The organism is Variovorax sp. 01N425 (genome assembly GCF_056399465.1).
Genome location: NZ_JBFTRJ010000001.1, coordinates 87,792 through 111,772 on the forward strand (window position 1 = coordinate 87,792; position 23,981 = coordinate 111,772).

The 23,981-nt window shown below is 69.3% G+C and carries 22 protein-coding genes; 10 read left to right on the forward strand and 12 right to left on the reverse strand.

What is annotated here, in order from left to right; all coding sequences use genetic code 11:
• The first annotated feature begins 23 nt into the window (after positions 1–23).
• Complete coding sequence (locus AC1DSC_RS00425) at positions 24–449, forward strand: nuclear transport factor 2 family protein (RefSeq protein WP_012746481.1); 426 nt, start codon at positions 24–26, stop codon at positions 447–449.
• Positions 450–527: 78 nt separating this feature from the next.
• Complete coding sequence (gene cynS, locus AC1DSC_RS00430; protein ID WP_062362876.1) at positions 528–971, forward strand: cyanase; 444 nt, start codon at positions 528–530, stop codon at positions 969–971.
• A 21-nt stretch (positions 972–992) separates the two neighbouring features.
• Here cynS and AC1DSC_RS00435 read toward each other — a convergent pair whose 3' ends face one another.
• The gene (locus tag AC1DSC_RS00435) at positions 993–1,745 is read right to left on the reverse strand and encodes an SDR family oxidoreductase (protein ID WP_062362873.1); all 753 of its coding nucleotides are present in this window, start codon (positions 1,743–1,745) and stop codon (positions 993–995) included.
• Between the two features lie 88 nt (positions 1,746–1,833).
• The gene (locus tag AC1DSC_RS00440) at positions 1,834–3,297 is read right to left on the reverse strand and encodes an aminotransferase-like domain-containing protein (protein WP_062362870.1); all 1,464 of its coding nucleotides are present in this window, start codon (positions 3,295–3,297) and stop codon (positions 1,834–1,836) included.
• A 134-nt stretch (positions 3,298–3,431) separates the two neighbouring features.
• On the opposite strand from AC1DSC_RS00440, the gene AC1DSC_RS00445 reads away from it, so the two are divergent.
• A complete protein-coding gene (locus tag AC1DSC_RS00445) occupies positions 3,432–4,565 on the forward strand; it encodes a pyridoxal phosphate-dependent aminotransferase (RefSeq protein WP_062362867.1) in 1,134 nt (377 codons plus the stop codon).
• 6 nt (positions 4,566–4,571) lie between these two features.
• Here AC1DSC_RS00445 and AC1DSC_RS00450 read toward each other — a convergent pair whose 3' ends face one another.
• Positions 4,572–5,162: an NADPH-dependent FMN reductase gene (locus tag AC1DSC_RS00450; protein ID WP_018903213.1), complete on the reverse strand. Its 591-nt coding sequence runs from the start codon at positions 5,160–5,162 to the stop codon at positions 4,572–4,574.
• Positions 5,163–5,284: 122 nt separating this feature from the next.
• Here AC1DSC_RS00450 and AC1DSC_RS00455 point away from each other — a divergent pair, with 122 nt between their 5' ends.
• Complete coding sequence (locus AC1DSC_RS00455; RefSeq protein ID WP_018903214.1) at positions 5,285–6,082, forward strand: hypothetical protein; 798 nt, start codon at positions 5,285–5,287, stop codon at positions 6,080–6,082.
• A gap of 27 nt (positions 6,083–6,109) precedes the next feature.
• On the opposite strand, the gene AC1DSC_RS00460 is transcribed toward AC1DSC_RS00455, so the two are convergent.
• The 3 genes from AC1DSC_RS00460 to pbpC all read right to left on the reverse strand — a co-directional run bounded on the left by AC1DSC_RS00460 (position 6,110) and on the right by pbpC (position 10,418).
• On the reverse strand, positions 6,110–7,390 hold the full coding sequence (locus AC1DSC_RS00460) for a CynX/NimT family MFS transporter (RefSeq protein WP_018903215.1): 1,281 nt from the start codon (positions 7,388–7,390) through the stop codon (positions 6,110–6,112).
• On the reverse strand, positions 7,387–8,076 hold the full coding sequence (locus AC1DSC_RS00465; protein ID WP_012746489.1) for a FadR/GntR family transcriptional regulator: 690 nt from the start codon (positions 8,074–8,076) through the stop codon (positions 7,387–7,389). The genes AC1DSC_RS00460 and AC1DSC_RS00465 overlap by 4 nt, the downstream gene beginning before the upstream one ends.
• A gap of 101 nt (positions 8,077–8,177) precedes the next feature.
• The gene (gene pbpC, locus AC1DSC_RS00470; protein WP_062362864.1) at positions 8,178–10,418 is read right to left on the reverse strand and encodes a penicillin-binding protein 1C; all 2,241 of its coding nucleotides are present in this window, start codon (positions 10,416–10,418) and stop codon (positions 8,178–8,180) included.
• A gap of 264 nt (positions 10,419–10,682) precedes the next feature.
• Between pbpC and AC1DSC_RS00475 the strand changes: the two genes are divergently transcribed.
• Positions 10,683–10,895, forward strand: coding sequence for a thrombospondin type 3 repeat-containing protein (locus tag AC1DSC_RS00475; RefSeq protein ID WP_012746491.1), 213 nt, complete (start codon positions 10,683–10,685; stop codon positions 10,893–10,895).
• An 18-nt stretch (positions 10,896–10,913) separates the two neighbouring features.
• Here AC1DSC_RS00475 and AC1DSC_RS00480 read toward each other — a convergent pair whose 3' ends face one another.
• The 5 genes from AC1DSC_RS00480 to mnmH are packed head-to-tail and all read right to left on the reverse strand — an operon-like array spanning position 10,914 to position 13,896.
• Positions 10,914–11,540: a LysE family translocator gene (locus AC1DSC_RS00480; RefSeq protein WP_062362861.1), complete on the reverse strand. Its 627-nt coding sequence runs from the start codon at positions 11,538–11,540 to the stop codon at positions 10,914–10,916.
• 28 nt (positions 11,541–11,568) lie between these two features.
• Complete coding sequence (locus AC1DSC_RS00485; protein ID WP_012746493.1) at positions 11,569–11,838, reverse strand: DUF2277 domain-containing protein; 270 nt, start codon at positions 11,836–11,838, stop codon at positions 11,569–11,571.
• A 37-nt stretch (positions 11,839–11,875) separates the two neighbouring features.
• Positions 11,876–12,370 (reverse strand): GNAT family N-acetyltransferase, encoded by a 495-nt coding sequence (locus tag AC1DSC_RS00490; RefSeq protein WP_062362858.1) that lies wholly within the window; start codon positions 12,368–12,370, stop codon positions 11,876–11,878.
• Positions 12,367–12,792 (reverse strand): GNAT family N-acetyltransferase, encoded by a 426-nt coding sequence (locus tag AC1DSC_RS00495; RefSeq protein ID WP_062362856.1) that lies wholly within the window; start codon positions 12,790–12,792, stop codon positions 12,367–12,369. Before AC1DSC_RS00495 ends, AC1DSC_RS00490 begins: the two co-directional genes overlap by 4 nt.
• 33 nt (positions 12,793–12,825) lie before the next feature.
• A complete protein-coding gene (mnmH, locus tag AC1DSC_RS00500) occupies positions 12,826–13,896 on the reverse strand; it encodes a tRNA 2-selenouridine(34) synthase MnmH (protein ID WP_062362853.1) in 1,071 nt (356 codons plus the stop codon).
• A 113-nt stretch (positions 13,897–14,009) separates the two neighbouring features.
• Between mnmH and AC1DSC_RS00505 the strand changes: the two genes are divergently transcribed.
• From AC1DSC_RS00505 to AC1DSC_RS00525, 5 genes are all read left to right on the forward strand, one after another.
• On the forward strand, positions 14,010–14,495 hold the full coding sequence (locus AC1DSC_RS00505) for a DUF4124 domain-containing protein (RefSeq protein WP_162269813.1): 486 nt from the start codon (positions 14,010–14,012) through the stop codon (positions 14,493–14,495).
• Between the two features lie 13 nt (positions 14,496–14,508).
• Positions 14,509–14,958 (forward strand): ribonuclease HI family protein, encoded by a 450-nt coding sequence (locus tag AC1DSC_RS00510; RefSeq protein ID WP_062362848.1) that lies wholly within the window; start codon positions 14,509–14,511, stop codon positions 14,956–14,958.
• 44 nt (positions 14,959–15,002) lie between these two features.
• On the forward strand, positions 15,003–15,251 hold the full coding sequence (locus tag AC1DSC_RS00515; protein WP_062362845.1) for a DUF3297 family protein: 249 nt from the start codon (positions 15,003–15,005) through the stop codon (positions 15,249–15,251).
• 226 nt (positions 15,252–15,477) lie between these two features.
• Positions 15,478–17,289: a pectate lyase gene (locus AC1DSC_RS00520; RefSeq protein ID WP_436042874.1), complete on the forward strand. Its 1,812-nt coding sequence runs from the start codon at positions 15,478–15,480 to the stop codon at positions 17,287–17,289.
• A gap of 13 nt (positions 17,290–17,302) precedes the next feature.
• Positions 17,303–17,824 carry an O-acetyl-ADP-ribose deacetylase gene (locus tag AC1DSC_RS00525; RefSeq protein ID WP_307596215.1) on the forward strand — a complete coding sequence of 174 codons (522 nt, stop codon included), beginning with the start codon at positions 17,303–17,305 and terminating at the stop codon, positions 17,822–17,824.
• Positions 17,825–17,846: 22 nt separating this feature from the next.
• Here the strand turns inward: AC1DSC_RS00525 and AC1DSC_RS00530 are convergent, their stop codons facing one another.
• Positions 17,847–23,885 (reverse strand): alpha-2-macroglobulin family protein, encoded by a 6,039-nt coding sequence (locus AC1DSC_RS00530; RefSeq protein ID WP_478131763.1) that lies wholly within the window; start codon positions 23,883–23,885, stop codon positions 17,847–17,849.
• Between the last annotated feature and the right edge of the window lie 96 nt (positions 23,886–23,981).

Consider the following 23,981-nt stretch of genomic DNA (forward strand, 5'->3'; position numbering starts at 1 on the left):
CCCTCATTCAACGAAAGACCGCCATGGAATCCCGCCCGCCGCTGCCTCCCTTCACCCTCGAAACCGCAACGAAGAAGGTGCAGGCCGCCGAAGACGCCTGGAACACGCGCGACCCGGTGCGCGTGAGCCTGGCCTACACGCCCGACACCGAATGGCGCAACCGCGCCGACTTCGTCAACGGCCGCGAGCAGGTGGTGCAATTCCTCACCCGCAAATGGGAGCGCGAGCACGACTACCGCCTGAAGAAGTCGCTCTGGGCCTTCATGGACAACCGCATCGCGGTGCGCTTCGAGTACGAATGGCACGACGCGGCCGGGCAATGGTTCCGCAGCCACGGCAACGAGAACTGGGAATTCGCCGAGAACGGCCTGATGCAGCGGCGCTTCGCGAGCATCAACGACCAGCCCATTGCCGAGTCGGAGCGCAAGTTCCGCTGGGAACGCGTATGAGGGCCGCGGTCCGATGCCGATCGCCCGGCACGGCTGTTGCTTGCTGCGGGTGACACACCCCATCAGGAGCAAACCCGCATGAACCGCAACGACGTCACCGAGAAAATCATCACCGTGAAGGTGTCCAAGGGCATCCAGTGGGCCGACGTGGCAAAGAAGGTCGGCCTCTCCAAGGAGTGGACCACCGCCGCCTGCCTCGGCCAGATGACGCTCGACGACAAGCAGGCCAAGGTCGTGGGCAAGATTTTCGGCCTCACGGCCGCAGAGCAGAAGTGGCTCCAGGTGGTGCCCTACAAGGGCTCGCTGCCCACGCCGGTGCCGACCGATCCGCTCATCTACCGCTGGTACGAGGTGGTGAGCGTGTATGGCACCACCATCAAGGAACTGATCCATGAAGAATTCGGCGACGGCATCATGAGCGCGATCGACTTCAGCATGGACATCCAGCGCCAGGCCGACCCCAAGGGCGACCGCGTCAACGTGGTGCTGTCGGGCAAGTTCCTGCCCTACAAGACCTACTGACGCGGTCCCTCGGAACGAACCTCAGAACGCCGCGTGCTCGGCCGGCCTTGGGCGCCACGCGGGGCGCCGCGGGGCCGAGATGCTGCTGCCCTCGATGGCGCCCGCAATCGAGCGGGCCACGGCCTCCGCGGGCACTGCGATGCGCCGCCGCGTGACCATGCGCTCGAAGCTGCTGCAGGCTGCGATGCGGTCGGCCAGCGTGCTGTCCGCCTCGCTCACGTCGGGGCGCACCACCGTCACGCGTACCTTCCCTGCATGCTCCTGCCGCAGGCCCTCGGAGATGGCGTCCACCGCATACTGCGTGCCGCAATACACGGCCGAGTTCGGCGACACGCCCTGCGCGGGCACCGGCGCCACGTTGACGATGTGGCCCCAGCCCTGTTCCTGCATGGTCGGCAGCACCGCCGCAATGCCCAGCAGCACGCCGCGCAGGTTGACGTCGAGCATCAGCTCCCATTCGTCGACCTTGCGCGTCCACAGCGGCGACAGCGGCATCACGCCCGCGGCGTTCACCAGCACGTCGATGCGGTCGTGCGTTTCGAGTGCGAATTCGGCAAATGCTTCCACGTCGGGCCGGTAGGTGACGTCCAGCCGCTGGAAGTGCGCGGTGCCGCCGGCGGCGGCGATTTCTTCGGCCAGCGCTTCGAGCCGGTCGGTGCGGCGCGCGCCGAGCACCACCTTGGCGCCGCGCCGCGCCAGGAGCCGCGCGGCCGCCGCGCCGATGCCACCACTTGCGCCCGTGATGAGGACGACTTTTTCCTGGATTGCGCTCATGAGACTCTCCTCGTGCGATGGGTGTGGACCATGGCGCAACACTGCGCCGGGCATGGAGGCAAGTCTCTCGCGGATGGGGCCTCGGGCGTTATCCGGATCGAACAGGCTTCTTGCCTGATCCTGCAAGACCTGCGGTCCGGCCCGCCATGGCGCCGAGCGTGCGCAGGCCCTTCTCGATGCGCGCGTCCCAGCCGTGGCCGCCGCTCAGGCGCAGGCAGTGGGCGTACTTGCCGCTGGCCGAGAACACCACGCCGGGCGCAAAGCAGATGCGTTTCTCCAGCGCCTGCGCAAACAGGAGCCGCGTGTCCGCGGGCTCGGGCAGTTCGACCCACAGCACGAAGTTGCCGGCCGGCCTCGACACCTTGGTGCCCGGCGGGAACGCCTGCTCGATCACCCGCGTCATGCGGGCCAGCGTGTCGGCGAACTCGCGCCGGACGCGGCGCAGGTGGCGGTCGTAGTCGCCGTTCGACAGGAAGGTGGCGAGCGCCACCTGCGTCAGCACCGGCGTCGCCAGGCTGGTGGCGAACTTGGTTTCGAGCACGCGGGCCATGTGGCGGCGCGTGGCGATCCAGCCGATGCGGTAGCCCGGCGCGAGCGTCTTGGAGAAGGAGCCGCAATAGATGACGTTGTCGTGCGTGTCGAGCGCGCTGAAGGGCAGAGGCCGCTCCTCGCCGAAATGGACGTCGCCGTACACGTCGTCCTCGATCAGCGGCACGCCGTGTTCGGCCAGGATGCGCAGCACGGCGCGCTTGTTCTCTTCGGGCATGGTGCAGCCGAGCGGATTGCTGAAGCTCGACGCCAGCACGCAGGCGCGCACCTTGCCCGAGGCCACGACCTCGCGCAGCGCATCGACCGCGACGCCGGTGTCCGCATCGGTCGGCAGCTCGACCACCTTCAGTCTCTTTGCGCGCAGCACCTGCAACAGCCCGAAGTAGGTCGGCGATTCGATGGCGACCGTGTCGCCCGGCTCCGTGACCGCATCGAGCGCGAGCGCCAGCGCCTCGGTGCAGCCGCAGGTGATGGCGATGTCGTCGGGTGCCAGCGCCTGTCCGAAGCGCAGCGCGCGGCGCGCGATCTCCAGCCGCAGCGACATCTCGCCGTGCGGCGGCGAGTAGGTGTTGCACTGGCTGCCCTTCACGCGGGCCGTGCGGGCCAGCACGAGGTCGAGCCTGGAGGAAGACAGCAGCCGCTGGTTGGGAATGGCGCAGCCGAGCGGCACGAAGGCTTCGTCCGACGCGTGCTTCAGCAGGTCGAGCATGAGGCCCGACAGCTCCACCTTGGCGGGCCGGATCGAATGGCGCGCGGTGGTGGGCACGGGCAGGGCGGGCGGCGGCTTGGCGACGTAGTAGCCCGACTGCGGCCGCACTTCGAGGATGCCGCGGTCTTCGAGCAGGCGGTAGGCCTGCACCGCGGTGCTCAGGCTGGTGCGCTGCTGCGTGCTGATCTCGCGCAGCGAAGGCGCCCGCGCACCCGGCTTCAGCGTGCCGCGGCCGGCCAGGCCGGCCACGAAATCGGCAATTTCTTCATAGCGGAACCGGGGAGATTGCGACACGGATCACTCCTGCTGGCGTGGATGGCACTGCACCCAACTGTACTGCACCAAATTTCAGAAAAGTGTGGCTGTTATCGACGGTCATGAAACTGCAACATCGGAGCCATCGACAGCAACGGATCAAGCGGCAGTTCATGGCACGGTTTCCCGACAACGAAATCATTTCCCTCGTCAGCAAGGCACCGCGCTTCGACCTTGCCGAAAGCGTGGGGCCGAGCGTGCGGCTGTCGGAACTGGCGGACATGGCCTTCGGCGAGGATGCGGATTTTTCGCTGGACTACGGCACCGCGGCCGGCAGCTCCGCCCTGCGCCAGGAAATCGCGAACGAGCATGGCGTCGAGGCCGACGACGTGGTGGTCACGGTCGGCGGTGCCCACGCGCTGTTCCTCATCGCCTTCACGCTGTGCCAGGCGGGCGACGAAGCCGTGGTGGCCGAGCCGGTGTTTCCGTTGGCGCGCAACGCGCTGGCCGCCGTCGGCGCCACCACGCGCGCGCTGCCGCTCGCTTTCGACACCGGCTACCGCATCGACCTGGACGCGCTGCGCCAGCTGCTCTCCCCGAAGACCAGGGTGCTGAGCCTGGCCTCGCCGCAGAACCCTTCGGGCGTCGCGATTCCGTCGCAGACCTTGCGCGAGATCGTGGCGATGCTGGCCGAACTTGCGCCGAAGGCCTGGCTCGTGATCGACGAGACCTACCGCGAGGCGGCCTATGGCGACGCCGCCGCGGTGCCCCCTGCTGCCGGGCTGGGGGACCGGGTGATCTCGGTGTCCTCGCTGTCCAAGTGCCATGGTTCGGCGGGCCTGCGCATCGGCTGGGCCATCACGCGCGACGCGGCGCTGCGCCAGGCGCTGGTCACGGCGAAGTTCAGCACGGTGATCTCGTGCTCGCCGGTCGACGAGGCGCTTGCGCTGGCCGTGTTCAGGCAGCGCGACCGGATCATCGGCGAGCGGCGCAAGCTCCTCGCGCAAAACCTGCAGCTCACCGAGGCCTGGGTGTCGCGCCATGCCAGCCACATCGAGTGGGTGCGCCCGGACGCCGGGGCGCTGTGCTGCATGCGGCTCAGGCGCGAGCTCTTCGACGCCGCGGCCGTCGAGCGCTTCTATGCGGCGCTGGCCAGGTACAGCACGCGCGTCGCGCCCGGTCCGTGGTTCGGCGACGACCCGCTGGTGTTCCGGCTGGGCTTCGGCCTGCCGACGCTCACGCAGCTGGCGATTGCGCTGGAGTGCGTGTCGGTGGCGCTGACGGAGGCTGCGAAGGCGGGTGTCTAGGGTCGCTCAATAAGGCGGCGCCTTGCGCGCCCGCTGCGCGCGCGCCGCCTCGGTCCACCATGCCAGGTCGTCCGCGAACCTTCCGAATGAGCGATCGAGCGATTCGCCCGCGCTGCCGGTGGGCTTGCCGCTCGCATCGAGCGTCTGCGAGATCGGGCCGATGGCCAATGTGCTCGACACCACGACCATGCCCATCTCCGACAAAACCGAATGCCACACGGTGCCCGAGCGCACGCCCGAGAACCGGCCGGCCGAATAGCTCGCGATGGCGGCGGGGCGCCAGAACCATTCCTCGAGGAAGTGGTCGGTCAGGTTCTTCAGGCCGGGCTGCGGGCCCCAGTTGTATTCGCCGGTCACGAAGACGAAAGCATCCGCGCCGCGTATCTTCTGCGCCAGCGCTTCCATCGCCGCGGGCGCGGTGCCGGGGGGATATTCCTTGTACATGCGGTCGAGCATCGGCAGGCCGACGGCCTTGGCGTCGATCAGTTCGGCCTCGGCGCCGCGCGCATCGAGGCCCGCCACCAGGTAGTCGGCCAGGCGGATGCCCATGCGGTCCGAGCGGTACGAGCCATAGAACACCAGGATCCTGTCAGCCATCTCTGCTCCGTTCGAGGCCGGAATGGCCCGCGTGAATGAACGAACGAAGGCTACAGCATCGACCCGCCCGCACCGCAATTGGTTGCAGCAAGTTCCGGGCGGGCTGGCTACCATGCCGGTCCATGAACCCGCTGCCCATTCTTCGCACCGCCGCCCTGCCGATGTTCGCCCTGCTGCTTGCGGGGCCTGCGGGCGCCGCGCCGTCGGCGCAGCTTTTCGATGCGGTCAAGAAGCCGGAGTCGCTCGATGCGGACTGGCGCGCGCAGCTTTGTGCGCTGTTGCCGCAGCCCTGCGATCCGCAGGCGCTGGGCCTGTACCGGCCGCGCGGCGGCGCAGCGGGCGACTACGCGGTGTTCTCGGGCGAGCCGCTGGCCATGGCGCGCGTCAAGCGCATCGCGGGCACAGGCGCGTGGCAGCTGAACCGCCTGCACGACTTCAGCGGCTATGCGGCCGCATTGCTGAAGAAGGCGGCCGACCCGGCCACCGCGGACGCACGCATTTCGCTGGCGCCGGCGCTCTATCCGCTGGCCGAAGGGCAGTGGGCCGTGGCGGTGCTCCAGACCGTGTCGGAGATGTACTCGGGCGGCGGTGCTTCGTTCAGCAAGGCCGACTTCGTTCCGCTCGAGGATGCGAGCCGCGCCGTGCATGAAGGCATTCCTTTTTCGTGCTCGAAGATGGTCCGCGCCTGCTTCAGCGAAAAGGAATACAAGCAGTCGAAGCACTGCCACGACGAAAGCAGCGGCAGCCTTCGCATCAGCTACGGCGAACCCGCGAACCCGGGTGGAGCCTACGCCTGGCAGTACACCTGGCTGCAGAGCGAATGGCCGCAGAACACGCCGGCCAGCGAGACCACCACCACGCGCCTGCACTTCACGGCCCGGACCACCGAAAGGGCGAGCTTCTGCGGCGGACCGCAGTAGGCGGCAGCGCCGCGCGCTCTTCTCTTCTCAGTGCCGCGGAACCGTCACCGCGCCCACGTGCATCGAGCGCCCCGCGCCAAGGCCCGCCATCACCAGCGCAATGCCCAGCCCGATGAAGAGCCATGACGACGCGCGGAAGCTGCCGGTCCAGCCGTGCAGCAGGCCCGCCACCAGCGGCCCGCAGGCAGCCACCACGTAGCCCACGCCCTGCGCCATGCCCGAGAGGTGCGCCGCCACGTGCGAATCGGGCGAGCGCAGCACCATGAAGGTGAGCGCCAGCGCAAAGGTGCCGCCCTGAGCAATGCCCAGCAGCACGGCCCACAGCCACACGCCGCCCAGCGGTGCGAACAGCATCGCCAGCATGGCGGCCACGGTGATGACGGCCAGCACCACCGCCAGCCCGCGCTGGTTGCGCAGCCTCACGGCCACTGCGGGAACGATGAGGCAGGTCACGACCTGCGTCATGACCGCCAGCGACACGACGTAGCCGGCCGTTTCGCCGCCGAGTCCGCGTTCGCGCAGGATGGGCGCGAGCCAGCCCATCACGGTGTAGGCCAGTGCCGATTGCAGGCCCATGAAGAAAGTGACCTGCCAGGCCAGCCGGTCGCGCCACAGCCCGCGCACGGTGAAGCCCGATTCGCTGGCCACCGGTTTCAGCGGCAGCGCCTGCGGCGCCCAGATCAGCGTGACCAGCAACGCGGGCACCGCCCACATCGCCAGCGCATAGGTCCAGCCGCCGCCCAGCGCATGTTCGAGCGGCACCGTGAGGCCCGCCGCGCTGGCCGCGCCGCCGCACACCGCCATGGTGTAGAGGCCCATCATCAGCGCCGCCTGCCTGGCGAAGTCGCGCTTCACCAGGCCCGAGAGCAGCACGTTCGACACCGCGATGCCGCTGCCCGCGATGGCCGAGGCCACGAACAGCAGCGGGATGCTGCCGGTGCCGCGCAGCAGCGTGCCCACGAGGATGAGCACCATGCAGGCGAGCAGCGTGCGCTCGGTGCCGAAGCGCCGGCCCAGGCCCGGCGCCAGCGGCGCGAACACGCCCAAGCAGACGATCGGCAGCGTGGTCAGCAGGCTCGCGGCGGTGGCCGAGAGTCCGGTGGCCGCGATGATCTCCGGCAGCACCACCGACAGGCTGGCGAACACCGGCCGCAGGTTGAAGGCGATCAGCACCACGCTCGCACCCAGCAGGATGCGCCGGCCCAGGCCGGCCGCCGGCGTGGGGCGCGGCGCGGGCGTGCTGTCGGCCTCGGCGTCGATCAGCAGTTCGTCGGCAGCGCGGGCCGTCCGGAATGCCACCGCGCTCATCGGACAGGCTCGGCGTCTTGCGCCAGCGCGTCGATCATCGGCGACATGAAGGCGCGCACCGCCTCGGCGGCGCGGTCGGGGTCGCGGCTTGCAATGGCCTCGAGGATGGCGGTGTGCGCAGCCGTGTCGGGTTCGGGCAGGCTGGTGCCCATCGTGCTCGCGATGGTTTCCTTGATGTAGCCGGCAATGAAGCGGCAGGTTTCTGCCAGCGCGAGGTTGCCCGAGATGTCGACGATGGCCAGGTGGAAGGCCAGGTCGCGCTCGATGAAGCCCGCGCCGCCGTCGCTCGCGTCGGGCACGCCGCGCTTGTTGAGCAGGCTGTTGAGGTTGCGCAGGTCCTTGGCGGTGTGGCGCACGGCGGCCAGCCGCGCGGCCTCGACCTCGAGCGCGCGGCGCACCTCGAACTGGTCGCGCAGGCTTGCGCGCCGCATCTTCTGCAGGCTGGCCGACGGGTCGAAGCCCGAGCGCACATAGGTGCCCGAGCCTTGCCGCACTTCGAGCAGGCCGCGCGAGACCAGCGTCTTCACCGCTTCGCGCACGGTGCCGCGGCTCACGCCGAGCAGTTGCGCGAGCTGCGGCTCGATCGGAATGCGCGATCCGACGGTCCAGCGGCCGGCCGCGATCTCGGCGCGGATGCTGTCGGCGGCACTGTCGGCCAGGGAGGTTCGGGGGGCTTGGAGCAGCATATGAATAAGAAAGACCTAATTCATTCAATCATTGGATGAATTTTCGCGCGACTGCAATGCCGCAGTCGAAAGCAGGGGGATTCGGGCGGCCGCCGGCGCGTCTACCGGCGCGCGCTTTTCGCGACCACGCCCGCGCCGCGCACTTCGAGCTTGCGCTGGTCGACCACCTTGCCCGTGGCATCGGCGAGTTCGATCACGTGGCGCCCGGGCCACGGCAGCCACTGCGCGCTGTTGCCGCGCGCAAACAGCTTGCCGTCGATGCGCCATTGCACGCCGCGGCCTTCGGACTCGAAGCGCACGCGCTGGTGCAGCGGCGGAATGTCGGGGTCCAGCGCGATGATGGTGCCGTCGGCCGGCGCGGTGATGCGCGGCGCGGCCCCGGCGCCTGCCGGCGTGCCGGCGTTGTCGAGCGCGAAGAGCGGCTGCTCCGTGCCCTGCAGGAACCATTCGCTGCGCGCCGCCTCGAGCGCGTTGCCGTCGGCGCCGGGGCCGAACGTCACCTGCGCCTCGACCAGGCCGGCGGGCGGCCGGGGCGCGCGGCTCGGCTCGCGCGCGTGCAGGAAGCGCATCACCTCGGCCCACACCGGGGCCGCGCCGCTGGTGCCGCTCACGTCCCACATCGATGCGCCGCTCGCGTTGCCGACCCACACGCCGACCGTGTAGCGCTGCGACCAGCCCACGGCCCAGTTGTCGCGCATGTCCTTGCTGGTGCCCGTTTTCACGGCGGTCCAGAAGCGCGTGGAAAGAATGCTGTCGAGCCCGAAGGTGCGCGTGCGTGCGTTCGCGTCGGACAGGATGTCGCCGACGATGAAGGCCGCGCGCGGATCGAGGATGGGCGCAGCCGGCGCCGGCACGGGAGGCCGCGCCATCAGGGTGGGCGGCCCGTAGCGCCCGCCATTGGCCAGCATGCGATAGGCGTTGGCGAGCGACAGCAGCGACACCTCGGCGCTGCCCAGCGCCAGGCTGTAGCCGTAGTAGTCGCCGCTTTCACGCAGCGGCAGGCCGGCCGCGCGCAGCTGGCGCGCGAACGATTCGGGCGACACCATCACCAGCGTGCGCACGGCCGGCACGTTGAGCGAGGCGGCCAGCGCGGTGCGCGCCGATACCGGCCCCTTGAACTGGCGGTCGTAGTTCTGCGGAATGTAGAGCCCGCTCGCGGTGCTGATCTGCGCCGACGAATCGTCGATCAGCGAAGCCGCCGTGAGCCGCCGCTCGGCGATGGCCTGCGCATAGAGCAGCGGCTTGAGCGTGGAGCCGGGCTGGCGCAGCGCGGTGACCGCATCGACCTCGGCCGCCTGGCTCAGCGGGCCCGAGGAGCCGACCCAGGCGAGCACCTCGCCGCTCGCGTTGTCCAGCACCACGAGCGCGCCGTCTTCCACGTGGCGGCCGCGCAATTCCTTCAGGTGGCGCTGCAGCGTGGCCAGCGCAAAGCGCTGCAGCGGCGCACGCAGCGTGGTCCGCACGGCGGCCTCCTTGCCGGCTGCTGCTGCTTGGCGCGAGGGCGGCGCGGCCGTCTCGCCGGCCTCGCGCAGTTCCTTCAGAACGCGCCGCGCCGCATGCGGTGCAATGCCTTCGGTCGCATCGAAGGCCCGCCGCTGCACCGCCGCGCTCGTGAACATGTCGAGCGCATCGCAATCGATCTTCTGCCCCGGCTCCATCGCGCGCATCACCTCGCAGGCACGCTGCGCCACCAGGGCCGGCTTGGCGTTGGGCGCGCGCACCAGCGCCGCGGCCACGCTGGCCTCGCGCGCGTCCAGGCCACTGGGCGCCTTGCCGAACAGCGTGCGCGAGAGCGCGTCGATGCCCACGATCTCGCCGCGGAAGGGCACGGTGTTGAGGTAGGCCTCCAGGATCTGGTCCTTGCGCCAGCTGCGCTCCAACTGCGCGGCTGCCACGGTCTGGCCGATCTTCTGCGTGAAGCTGCGCCCGCTGTTGGCGCGGCGCAGGTCTTCGTCGAGCAGGCCCGACAGCTGCATCGTGATGGTGGATGCGCCGCGCGTGCGGGTGTTCCAGAGGTTGCCCCAGGCGGCGGACGACACCGCGCGCCAGTCGATGCCGCTGTGCTCGTAGAAGCGCCGGTCTTCGCTCAGCACCATGGCCATGCGCAGCGCGGGCGAAACATCGGCCAGCACCACCCACTGGCCGCGCCGCACGCTGGCATCGGTGCGCACGCGCTGCAGCAGCTCGCCGTTGCGGTCGAGCACCGCGGTGTCGGAAGGGCGGAACTCGCGCTTCACCTCGTCGAAGCTCACGGCGCCGGCAGCAACCGGCAGCGCGCAGGCGATGGCCGCCAGCGCTGCGGCAAGGCGGCTGCGGCTGGCGGGGAAGGGCGGGCGGTGCATGGCGGTGGAAAGCGGAAATCGGCGGCGTGGCGGCGCCATTCTCGGCGAAGCGGCCACGGGAACTGCACCTACTTGCGAACGGGTGCGCCGCCGCCTGCGGCCGCAGGAACTTGGCGCCAAAGTCCGCAGCATGTTCCACATCCGGTAACCAACTTCACGTCCCGGCCTCATGGCGGATACGCAGCCGAGACGCAGATGGCCTTCAATGCAGTTGCCGGCTTGCGCGAGGCGAGCCGCCTTCCTACAACTCCAAGGAGAAACCAAATGATGATGACGAAGACATTGGCCCTTGTGCTTGCCGCATCGGCCGTGCTGGCCGGCTGCGTTGTGGCACCCTATGACCGTCCGGCGCCGCGCCCGAACTACGGCTACGGAGACCGCGACCGCGACGGCGTGCCCAACCGCTATGACCGCGATCGCGACGGCGACGGCATACCGAACCGCTACGACCGCAACCCGAACAATCCTTACCGCTGAGCCTGGCCGCCGCGCGCCTCAGGCGGGCCGGCGCGCGAGCAGCGCCCACACGCCCGCCGCACTCAGCAGCGAGCCGCCCGCAAGGTTGAAGCGCCGCTGCGCGCGCGGCGAAGACAGCAGCTTGCGGGCCGATCCCGCGAACACGGCATAGAACGTGGCATTGAGCGCAGCCATCGCCACGAAGGTGACGGCCAGCACCCAGAGCTGGCGCGTCATGTCGGCCGCGGGGCTCAGGAACTGCGGCAGGAACGCCACGAAGAACACGATGCCCTTGGGGTTGAGTGCCGTCACCAGGTAGGTGTTGGCGAACAGCCGCCAGCGCGAATCGGGCGCCGCGGGCGCCGCGATTTCGGTGCCGCCGATGCCCGCGCGCAGCAGCTTGATGCCGAGGTACAGCAGATACAGCCCGCCCACCCACTTCACCACCGTGAACCAGAACGCCGACGCGGCCAGCAGCGCGCCCAGGCCGAGCAGCGACACCACCAGCGCGGTGGAATCGCCGAGCGCCACCGCGGCCACCAGCGGCACGTTGGCGCGCCGGCCGTGCGACATGGAATAGCTGATCACCGTGAGGATGGTCGGCCCGGGAATGATCAGCAGCACGGACGATGCGGCGACGAAGGCGAGCCAGAGTTCGATCGGCATGGGTTCTCCAGAAAAATGCAGTTGGCAGTCAGGTGCCGAAGCGCGCGGCCGACCTGGCCTTTGCGCGTTCGGCTTCGATGGCGCGGTCGCGCGGCTCGGCGGTGGTGACCAGCGAACCGATCAGCCGCGAGGCGCTCGCGGACACCTCGTCGACCGCGCGTTCAAAGGCTTCCTGGTTGGCCTTGGACGGCACGCTGAAGCCGCTGAGCTTGCGCACGAACTGCAGCGCGGCGGCGCGGATCTCCTGCTCGGTGGCGGGAGGTTCGAAGTTGTAGAGGGTCTTGATGCTTCTGCACATGGGGCGCTCTCCGGTTGCATGCAGTGGATGCTTCAGTCTAGCGAAGCAACGCCATCGCGTGGGCGTCGTGGTAGGTGCCGTCGACCAGGCTTGCGCGGCGCAGCAGGCCTTCGTGCTCGAAGCCGAACCGTTCGTACAACGCCTTCGCATTCAGGTTGTCCGCGCGGACGGCAAGCTCGATGCGGGTGAGGCCGCGCGCCCATGACCTGTCGATGGCCGCCTGCAGCAGCTTGGCGCCGAGTCCGAGCCCGCGTGCCTCGGGCAGCAGCGCGATGCCGAGCAGGCCGATGTGGGCCCGCGAGTGGCCGAAGACCGGCGACACGTCGCACCAGCCCACCACCTTGCCGCTGCCATTCACCGCCACGAAATGGGGGAAGCCCGCCGCCAGCACGCTGCGGTAGAAGGCCAGCGATTGTTCCCAGGGCGGCGCCTGCATGAGCGCAAGGTACTTCCGTTCCCGCGCCACCACGTCGAGCGCCTGGTGCAGGCTTTCGAAGTGGTGCTCTTCGGTGGCGACGACGGAATGGTTCACTCGATCAGCCCGCGCTCGGCCGCCTGCGCCTGGTTCTCGAAGATCGCCATCGCGGTCTTCATGCGCCTGAAGCCGAGCTTCTCGTAGAAGGGCTCCTTGCCGGCCACCGCATAGAGAATGATCTTGCGGTGTCCGCGCGAGAGCTCCAGCAGCCGCGAGACGATCTGCCTGCCCAGGCCGGTGCCCTGGTGGCTCGGGTGCACCGCCACGTCGCAGATGTAGGAGCAGTCGAGCCCGTCGGCCATCGCGCGGCCCGCCCCGACGAGCCGGCCCGCGTCGAACACCAGGCACTTGAACATGCTGTTGCCGAACACGAGCTTCAGGCCGTCCGGCTGCTTGTTGCCCAGCGGTGCGGCCTGGTAGAGCCGCGAGAGTTCGTCCCAGTCGAGGCCTTCGAGCGAATCGCGCCATTCGAGTGTCATGAGCCTGCCTTGCCGTTGCCGTGAATGTGCCCGCTACCCTGCGGCGTTCAACCGCAGGATGGCCTCCGCCACCGTGTCGATGCCCGCGTCGGTCAGGTCGGGCGCCGCCACCTGCTGGCGCAGCGGCCACTTCTCGAAATGGCGCGCCTGCGAGCGTTCGTAGTGCGGATCGTAGTGAAGCGCCATCAGTTCGGCAAAGAGCTGCGGCAGGTTGCCCGCGAGCGCCCATTCCTGCCAGCGCTGCACCACGGCCTTGCCCTGCATTTCCTTGAGCCTGTCGAGCTGGCCCGCCAGCGCGGCGCGGTCGTCGCCCAGGTAGGCGTAGTCGCGCAGCAGGTAGTCGAGCCGCGCGGCCGCGTCGGCCTGCACCTCGATGCAGTCGGCCGCGCGCATGTGCGCGACCAGCGGGATGGGCACCGAGAGCCGGCCGATGCGCGCGCTTTCGCCTTCCACGTAGAGCGTGCGCGACACATCGAGCGCATCGAAGCAGGTGGCGATGCGCGTCTCGAACTGCTTTTGCGAAGGCTGCGGCACGCCGGGCAGGGCGCCCAGCAGCGAACCCTTGTGGCTCGCGCAGTGCTCCAGGTCGAGCACCTGTTCGCCGCGCGCGGCCAGCGCCTGCAGGACGCGCGTCTTGGCGCTGCCGGTGGCGCCGCAGATCACCTTGAGCCGGAGCTTGGGCACCGTGGCCTCGATCTGCGCCAGCACGTGCTGGCGATAGCTCTTGTAGCCGCCGGCGAGCTGCTGCGCGTCCCAGCCGACCAGGCGCAGCCAGGTCACCATCGAGCCGCTGCGCAAGCCCCCGCGCCAGCAATACACGAGCGGGCGCCAGTTGGCGGGCTGCTCGGCAAAGCGTTCGCGCAGGTGCTGCGCGAGGTTGGCGGCCACCATGGCGCCGCCCACGCGCCGCGCCTCGAAGGCGCCGGTCTGCTTGTAGATGGTGCCGACGATGCGGCGCTCCTCGTCGTCGAGCACCGGGCAGTTGATGGCGCCGGGAATATGGTCGAGCGCGAATTCGGAGGGCGAGCGCGCGTCGATGAGGGTGTCGAAGCGGTGCAGGTCGGCCACGCGCGTGGGCTGGTGGCGCGGGTTGTATACGGTCATGGCCTGGTGCGGTTGGAGGAAGGAGCGGACAACCTTCGATTGTAGAAACCCGGCCAGAATGCAGGGCAGGGGAGACACTGTCGTCTTCGGCTGCCAACGGCGGAGGTCGCATGATGCGCACATCGGTTCTGTTCATTCCGGTCTTCTTCTTCGGCGCGGCCGCCGCGGCCATGGGTGCGCAGGCGGCCGAGGTGGTGCGCTGCACCGATGCGGGCGGAGGCATCGTCTACACCGACGGCCCTTGCCCCGCCGGCAGCCGGCTCTCGCGCCAGGTGCCCATCACCGAACCGCTGACGGTGACGCCGCCCGCTTCCCCCGAAGAAGCGCGCCGGCCGGCATACACGCCGCCACCACCACCGCCGCCGCCCGCGGCCAGCAACGCGCCGCAGGGCCCGGCCATCATTCCGCGCAACGTCGGCGAGCCGCAGCGCCCCGCGCCCGAATCGCCGCCGGTCTATAGCTGGGGGCCCGACCCGTACTACGACCCCGGCCGCCCGATTGTTCGCCCGCCACGGCCTCCGCGCCCGCAGGATCCGGGACCGCCTCCGGGCCAGCGGCCCTGCCAGAACCTCGCGGGCATCAAGCGCAACAACTGCTGAATCGACGCAGCCGATGCAACTCCCCCACTGGACCGTGTACTGCGACGGCAGCGCGATGCCGAACCCCGGCCGCATGGGCGCCGGCGCGGTCATCACCGAGCCCGACGGCACCCGCCACACCCTCTCGCTGGCCAGCCATGCGACGGGCTGCAACAACGAAGCCGAACTCAGGGCGCTGACCCTCGCGCTCGAGGACCTCAAGGCCAGGGGCGCGACCGCGGTGCTGGCCTATACCGACAACAGCATCCTCGTCGAGCAGCTCGGTGCGCCCGGCGCCCGGCCGATCGCGCGCATGGCCGGGTTGTTCGAGGACGCCCGCGCCTTGCTCGGCTCGTTCGAGGAGGCGAGCCTGCGCTGGGTGCCGCGGCACCGCAACCACGAGGCCGATGCGCTCGCGCGCGCCTCGCTGGGCGTTGGGCCCAAGCCGGCGGCCCGCATGGCGAAGAAGAAGACGCGGCGGTAGGTGCGGCCCCGGGGGCGCGGGGCAGAGGCCATATCATCCGCGGCATGACCGAAGCCAATTCTCTTCCCCCTCTTCCCGACCACCTGTCCACCGACCCGCGCAGCCCCCACCACGTGGCGGCTGTCTTCGAGCACGACATCGGCATCCGCTTCAACGACAAGGAACGCCTCGACGTGGAGGAGTACTGCATCAGCGAAGGCTGGATCAAGGTGCCCGCGGGCAAGACGGTGGACCGCAAGGGCAAGCCGCTGCTGCTCAAGCTCAAGGGCAGGGTCGAGGCGTTCTACCGCTGAGGCTGAGCAGCACCGGGCACATGCGCAGTGCCCGAGCCGCCGGGCGCTCCGCTCGGCCATGAAACGAACGATTCAACACAAAAAAGTCGGCGTTCTTGCATCTTTAGTTGTCGTACAACTGGATTCGAAAACCATCGAAAATGGCAGAATTCCAGCGACTCATCGGACATCGTATGAGTTGAAAAGTACCAAGGCGGCTCAACCGCTGCCTAACTGGAGACAAAAGATGAAACGCAGGAACTTCGTCATTTCGACACTTTCTCCCTTGGCGCTGAGCGCGTGCGGCGGCGGGGGAGACGGCCCCGGCTTTCCGCCGTTCCCGGTGCCGCCGCCGGCACCCGCGCCCGAACCTCCGCCGAGCACCGAGGCACTGGCGCGCAAGGCGATGCGGCGCGCCGCGGGCTTCATGGACGAGACGGTGTCCTATCGCGGCGGCTACGTCTGGGCCTACCTGCCCGACTTCTCCACCATCTGGGGCGAAATGGAGGCGCGCCGCACCATGTGCTGGATCCAGCCGCCCGGCACGCCGACCGCCGGCCATTGCATGCTCGATGCCTACCATGCCACGGGCGACGAACTCTTCTACAGCGCCGCCGAGCGCACCGCGCTCGCGCTGGTCGAGGCGCAGCATCCGGCAGGCGGCTGGAACTACATCCACGACTTTGCCGGCGAAGCCTCGCTGCGCGAGTGGTACGCCACCGTGGGCGCCAATGGCTGGCGGCTCGAGGAGTTCCAGCACTACTACGGCAACGCCACCTTCGACGATGCGGGCACGGCGGTGTCGTCGCAGTTCCTCTTGCGCATGTACCTGGAAAAGCGCGATGCGCGCTTCCTGGCGGCGCTGCAGAAGGCCATCGGCTTCGTCACGCAGGCGCAGTTCAGCTCAGGCGTGGCCGACGGCGGCTGGCCGCAGCGCTATCCGCCCTCGCCCGATGCGATCTCGTCGATGCCGCTGCCCAACCCGCAGCAGCTGCCTTCGGGCGCGACCGCAGGCATGGAAGACGGCGACTACACGCGCCACGTCACCTTCAACGACGACGTGGCGGGCGAGAACATCAAGTTCCTGCTGATGTGCGTGGTGGCGCTGGGCGACCAGAGCCTGGTGCCGCACATCACCCGCGCGATGGACTGCCTGCGCCGCATGCAGCAGCCCGGGCCGCAGGCCGGCTGGGGCCTGCAGCACCTGGCCACGGACCAGAACGGCCGCCTGGCCGGGGCGCCCGCCGGCGCGCGCAGCTACGAGCCGCGGTCGCTGGCCACGCACACGACGCAGACCAACGTGCAGCAGCTGTTCAACTATTTCCGCCTGACGGGCGACCGCGGCTACCTGGCGCGCGTGCCCGAGGCGCTCGATTGGCTGGACAGCTGCAAGCTCACCGACACCATGATTGCGGAGAATCCGCTGCTCAAGGGCCGCACGCATCCCACTTTCGTGGAGCTCGGCACCAACCAGCCGCGCTTCGTGCACCGCTACGGTTCGAACATCCACAACGGCGCCTACTACGTCGACCACGACCATCGCAATACGCCCAGCCACTACTCGGCCGGCCGCGCCATCGACATTGCGGGCATGCGCCAGACCTACGCCCAGCTCAACGGCATGAGCGACGCCGCGGTCCAGCAGATGGTGGCGGCTTCTCCGCTGCGCCATGGCGAGCAGCGGCCGCTGCCCAAGTACTTTTCGCTGCGCGAAGTGGACTTTGCCGACCTGTTCGCCGACCGCGTGATGACAACCCCCGTGGTGAGCGCCGCCGATGCCGCGGCCGTGATGGACAAGCTCGACCCCAAGGGCTACTGGCTCGCGCCGCTGTCGGCCGTGACCAACCCCTACAAGGGCGATGGGTCTTCCACGCCGTACACGGGCGATGCCTACCGCAGCAAGCATGTGGGCGACGTGTTCGACACCTCGCCCTACGACCCGGCGGACCCGCCGCTGATCGAGCCCTACGTCAAGAAGGAGCAGCCGCAGGGCATCACGGTCGCGAGCTTCGTCGCCAACATGGGCAAGCTGATTGCATTCACCGCGCCGGTCGCCTAATCTGTCCTGGATCATGCAGAAAGCGCTTCGTGCCATCCGCGGCGACATCACCACGCTGCAGGTCGATGCCATCGTCAATGCGGCCAATTCCTCGCTGCTCGGCGGAGGCGGCGTCGATGGCGCCATCCACCGCGCGGCGGGGCCCGAGCTCCTGCATGAATGCCGCCTGCTGTCGGGCTGCAAGACCGGCGACGCCAAGCTGACCCGGGGCTACCGGCTGCCGGCCCGCTTCGTCATCCACACCGTCGGGCCGGTCTGGCGCGGCGGTGCGAGCGGTGAGCCGGAGCTCTTGGCCTCGTGCTACCGGAAGTCGATGGAAATCGCCGAGCAGCACGGCGTTCGCACTATTGCGTTCCCCTCGATCAGCACGGGCATCTACGGCTACCCGATCGAGCTCGCGGCGCTCATTGCGGTGGCCACGGTCCGATCGGCGCTGGCCGCGAGTGCCAGCGTGCAGGAGACCACGTTCTGCTGCTTCTCGGACGCGGACCTGGCGGTGTACGAAGCGGCGCTTGCGGCGGCGGGGCCGGCATAAGCAGGCCCCGCCACTTCTTTTCTTACTTCGCCGCCTCCACCTTCACGCGCGCATTCGGCGTCTCGCCGAACATCTCGGGCGCGTACATCGCCTCGACGCGGCTCGGCGGCAGCGCGAAGTCGCCCACATTGTTGAGGCGCACGGTGTATTCGATCTTCACCACGCCCTTGGGCAGGTACTCGTAGTAGCTGCGGAAGGCCTCGAAGCTGCGCTCCTCGAAGGCCAGCCAGCCGGCGCCCGACTTGCGCTCGCCCTGCGTGGCGATCTGCGAGTCGCGGCCAAGGCCCGTGCCCAGGATGGTGGCGCCGCCCGGGATCGGGTCGCTCACCACGACCCAGGTCATGTCGGTGCTGGCGTTCACCTCGACGGTCACGCGCAGCACGTCGCCCCGTGTGTACTTGCCCGCGGTGGCCTGCTCGACCGGCGTGATGGTCTTCTTGATCGCATAGCCCGCGGCGAACGGCGCCTTCAATTGCACCGCGGCAATCGACTGCATCGTGAGCCAGGGCTTGCCGCTGCCCTGCTGCGTGACCAGCAGCGTGTCGCGCACCGGCGTGCCCGCGGGCGATGCGGCCCAGGGCAGGAACATGCTGTTGTTCTTCAGGTTGCCGGGCGACGCGGGCGCGCCGAAGAAGGTGCTCTGGTTGGGCGCGCCGGCCGCGTCGGTGGTCTTCACGCGCTCGACGCTGCGCCAGTCGACCTGCGCCTTCACGGCGCCGAGCGTGGCGGCCGTGACGCCGGCCACCGGCGTGCTCTCGAACACCTTGGAGAACTTCTCGAGCGCGAGCCCGCCCCACAGGTTGGCGGTGGTGGTGTGCCAGGCGCCGTTCTGCTGGCGGCCGATGAAGCCGTTGGCCAGTTTGCCGATGTCGTCCTTCCAGGCCGGGTCGTCCATCACGCTGAGCAGGAGGCGCGCGGTGTTGACGTCGCCGTTGGTCATGAGCCACCACCAGTAGTCGTCCTGCTCGGTGCTGAAGATGAGCTTGGTGCCCTGGTAGGACAGGCGCGCCTTGAGCACGTTGTTGGCCTCCTCCAGCCGCTGCTGCCGCTGCGGCACGTCCTGCACGCGCTTGAGGATGTTGAGCCAGTCGATCACCGCGCTGGTGGGCCATTGGTTCGGCGCGATGGTGATGCTGCCGAGCATGCTGCCCTTGGCCGTGCCGTAGCGCGACAGGGCCTCGAGCGCGGCGAGCTTGCGCACGTCCAGGTCCTTGCGCGGGCTCCAGAACTCGCGCTGGATGCGGCCTTCGACAAAGGCGATGAGGCCCGACTCCATCGGCGCGCGCGCCGCGTCGGGCAGCGCGAAGGCGGGGTTCAGCGCCGCCGCCTCGTGCGTGGCCGCCAAGAGGTAGGAAGTGAGGATGTCGCTGCCGCGGTTCGATTCGCCGTCGCGCGGCGGAAAGTAGCTGGCCAGGCCGTCGCTGTCGAGGTAGGTCGGCAACTGGGCCATCACGCCCTGCCACATCTTCGCGTCGCGCAGGCCGACCGACTTGCTGGTCTTCTGCTCGAGGCAGATGAACGGGTAGTTGGCGAACCAGTCGCGCACGCCCGGCAGGCCCTCGGCCAGCTTGGGTTGCAGCGACAGCTTCAGGCCGCCGCGGCCGGGCAGGGCGTCGGCGGGCGGCGCCACGTCGATGGTGAAGGGGCCGTCGAGCTGCACCAGCGTGGCCTGCTGCACCGTGAGCGGCACCGACGGGATGATGCGCTGGCGCACCTTGAGCGCATCGCGCGCGCCGCCGAGGGTGTCCTTGGCCTCGATCTCCCACAGGATGGCTTCGGCGCGCGTCTGCGCGAGCTGCGCGGGCGCGGTCACGGTCCATGCGACTTCGCGCGCTTCGCCGGCCGGGATGTCCACCGTCTGCGGCGGGAGCGTGAGCAGCGTGGCGCGCGGCGCAGCCTCCACCTTCATCGGCTTTTGCGTGGTGTTGCGCAGCGTGATCTGGGCGCGGAACTGGTCGTCCTCGCGCACCAGCGGCGGCAGGCCGCTGATGATCTGCAGGTCCTGCGTGGCCTGGATGCTGGCCTGGCCGGTGCCGAACAGGCTGGTGCCCGAGTCGGCCACGGCCACGATCTTGAACGTGGTCAATGCATCGTTGAGCGGCACCGTCACCACGGCCTGGCCGTTGGCATCGAGCACCACCTTCGGGTTCCACAGCAGGAGGGTGTCGAGCAGCTCGCGCGTCTGGCCCTTGCCGCCGCCGCCGCCCGCGGGCACGGCCTTGCGCCCGTAGTGGCGCCGGCCGACGATTTCCATCTGCGCGGTGGAGGTGGCAACGCCCCAGCTGCGCCGCTGCAGCATCGCGTTGAGCAGGTTCCAGCTGTCGTTGGGCATCAGCTCCAGCAGCGCCTGGTCGACCGCGGCCAGCGCCACTTCGGCGCCCGCCGCGGGCTTGCCGTCGGGCAGCTTGGCGGAGATGGTGATCTGCGCCTTGCTGCGCACCGGGTAGCTGGGCTTGTCGCTGGTGACGGTCACGTCGATCTGGTGCGCGCGCGTGCCGACGCGGATCTCGGCCATGCCGAGGCGGTAGGCGGGCTTGCTGAGGTCGACCATTGCGGTGGGCGCGACGTATTCCTTGCCTTCGTACCAGAAGGCGGTCCACCACTCGCGCGGTGCCTTGAAGCCCCAGGTGAAGAAGCTGTACCACGGCACCTCGCGCAGCCGGCCGCGCAGCGCGAGCACGCTCACGTAGGCGTTCGGCCCCCACTCGGGCCTGACCTGCAGGCTCACGGTCGGGTCCTTGCCGTCGAGCTGCACCACGTGGGTCTCGATGATGCCCTCGCGTTCCACCGACACCAGCGCAGTGGCAAAGCGGAAGGGGCTCCTCACCTGGAACTTGGCAATCTCGCCGGGCTGGTAGCTCTTCTTCTCGGGCAGCACGTCGATGCGGTCGTTGTCCTCGCCGCCGAACCAGAGTTCGCCCTGCTTGGTCACGTACACCGAGCTGGCGGCGCGGCTGTCGCGGCCTTCGCTGTCGGTGGCGCTGGCCACCAGCTCGACCTCGCCGGCTTCCTTGAGCTCGGATTCGCACAGCAGCAGTCCGCGCGCGTCGCTCTTGCCGCTGCAGACGGTGCCGATGTCTTTCGTCTCGGTCTTGTTGTCGTAGGTGTAGAAGCCGCCCACCATGCGCTTGCGGCTGGTGGTGGTGATGCGCGCCACGGCGCGCACGTTGAGCGTGACGCCGGCCTGCGGCTTGCCCGAGAGGTCGAGCGCGAGCGCCTGGTACTTGAGCTTCTGGCTGGTCGAGACCCAGCCTTCGGTCTTGATGCCGGCGATCACCGAGGCGGGCCACAGCGTCTGCGTGCTGCGGATGGTCTGCACCTCGCCGTTCGGGTCGGCATAGGTGGCTTCGAGCAGCAGCTCGCGCGCGGCCTTGACCTTGGGCACCTTGTCGATCGTGAGCTTGCCGGCGCCGTCCTTGTTGAGCGTGAGCGGCAGCTTGTCGGCGATCACGCGGGTGTCGCTGGCGCTGTTGATGTCTTCCTCGGCGCCCGCGGTGTCGGCCGCCGCCGCGGCGGGTGCCTGCGAGCTGTCGGCCTGCACGCGCGGCGGGCTGAAGCTGAAGGCCTCGTGGTCGGCAAAGCCGAGGCTCTTGCCGCGCACCATGGCCGACACGCGCACCGGCAGGTTGGCGGCGCCGCCGCCGGCCACGTAGTTGATCTGCACCTCGGCCGGCACCGAGGCCACGCTCACCAGCGGCTTCTTGTCGGTGGGCGCGATGCGGCCTTCGAGCACGGGCAGGCGGAATTCCTCGACGCGGAACTGGCCGGTGGCGAAGCTACGGTTGTAGCCGCCTTCGTCGTCGACTTCGACTTCTTCCTCGGAATTGCCGCTGTTCGCGTCCTTGCCCTTGCCGCTGCGCAGCATCACTTCGTACAGGCCGAGCTTGGCGGCCGGCGGAATGGCAAAGCTGTTCTCCGCGCTCAGGCCGCCGGTCGGCGTCTTGCGCCAGGCCAGCGGCTGCGTGAAGCGCTGGCCGCTGCCGGTGTGGGTGATGACCAGCGTGTCGGGCCGGTTCTCGGGCAGGCCGAAGCCCTTGCTGGTCTGGGTGCGGATCAGGTGCTTCATCGACACCGTCTCGCCGGCGCGCAGCAGGGTGCGGTCGAAGATGGTGTGGGCCACGCGGTCGGGCTCGGCCTGCAGGCTGGTGGGCACGTTGAAGCGCCAGGGCTCGATGCCGCGCTGCCAGTCGCTCCAGGTGAAGGCGAGGTCTTCCACGCCCTTGTCGTCCTTGGCGCGGGCGCTGACGAACCAGGCGCCCGCGTTGTATTCGTCCGGGCCGTTGCAGTTGGGCGCATCGGGTGCGATGCCCGTGAGGTTGACGATGCCGTTGGCGTCGGTGGTGCCCGATGCGACGGCAACGCCGCGGCAGTCGGACACGCGCACCTCGGCGTTCGGCACCACCTTGCCCTTGTCGAGCGTGGTGACCCAGGCCATCGAGTTCTCGCGGCCGAGCTTGAAGTGCACCGCCAGGTTGGTGGCCAGCGCGGTGGTGCGCACGTACATCGTGCGGTTGGCGCCGTAGCGCTCGTCGAGCAGCGCATCGCCGAGCTTTTGCGAAGCGATCTCGAGCACGTGGAAGCCCGGCGTCAGCGGAATGCCGATGACCTCGAAGGGCCGCGGATCGCCGCTCTCGGCCTTGGGCATGTCGAGCGCCTTCACGCCCGGCTGGCCCGCCAGGAGCGACAGCATGCGGCTTTGCACATGGGTGCGCTCGCTGGTCTCGATGACGGCGGGCAGCGCGCCCTTGACGTCCTTGCGCGCCTGTTCGCGGCTCACGGTGTATTCGTCGTAGCGGCGCACCTTGCGGAACCACGCGATGATCTCGGCGTCGGTCTTCGGGTTCATGTCGCTGACCTTGCCGGGCGTCAGCGCCTGCACCATCAGCGCGGGTTCCACGCGCCGCACGGTCACCGGCATCATGGCCGGCGTGCCGGGCTCGGCCAGCCGCTCGACCACGCCGAAGGGCGAGGCCGCGAACTTGGCCAGCGGCGGCATCGCGCCGGTGGCCACCTTCAGCGGAAAGCTGCCGGGCGAGGCCAGCGGCCGGCCCGAGGCGTCTTCGAACTTGGCGGGCAGCTCGATGCTGAACTTGGCGTCCTCGGCGAACGGCGGGCTGAAGCTCGCGGCGCTGACCACGTCGTCTTCACTCGGCGTGCCGCCGTCGTTCTCGAGCGTGGCGGCAATCGACTTGCCGCCGCCCTTGAGCTGGATCTGCGAGGCCATCTTGCGCGTGACCGGCGCATTGAACTGCAGCTGCATCGGCCGCAGCGGCAGGCAGGCGGCCTGGGCGTTCTCGCGCTCGCAGCTGAAAGACACGGCGAACGGCTCGCGCACCTGGAAGCTCAGGCGGCGCTCCACGTTGTTGGCCACGCCCGAGGGCGTGGCCACGCCCTTGCCGTAGACGATCTGCACCTTGCTGCCGGGCGTGAGCGTGCGGTTGCATTGCAGCGCGATGAAGCGCAGCGGGTCCTTGGCGGCTTCCGCCTCGCGGCCGAAGGCCTTGAGGAGCCCGGCACGCTGCTCGCCTTCGAGCAGCCGCACGGGAATGCGCTCGCCGATGCCGTCGGCCGCGCACCAGATGTTCTGGCGCACGCTCTCCACGGTGGCGGCGCCGTTGAGCTCGAGCACGAACATCTGCTGCTCGTCGATCCGCCCATAGCTGCCCGGCATGTGGTTGCGCACGAACGGTCCGCCGCTATTGAATTGATAGCGTTCCGACCCGGTCAGCTCCCCGCCCGAGGCGGGCTTGAAGCCGGCAATCCGCGTGACGGTGCAGCGCACGCCGGGTGGCAGGTCGTTCTCGAAATCGTAGACCCAGGCTTTTGCATCGGTCCAGCGGCCGGTGCCCTTGCCGGCCTGCGCGTCGGTGCAGCTCACGGCAAGCGGCGCGGGCGCCTTCGGGTCGCCGAAATTGACGGCCGGCTGGTCGAACTTGGCGACTACCTGGCGCACGCGCGCCACTTCGCCCTGCGGCGTCAGGCTGGTGATCTGGAGGGCGAGGGCCGGGACGGCGAGCAAGGCGCTGCCGGCCAGAAGCAATGCTGGAATGGTTCTTTTCAATTTTTTCTCCACCTGGAAGCAGCGCGCAGCGTAGCCGATTTGAATGGCGCTCCGGCAGTGCCAGTCGTCATATGCCTTGGCCGCTCTTCATACAAT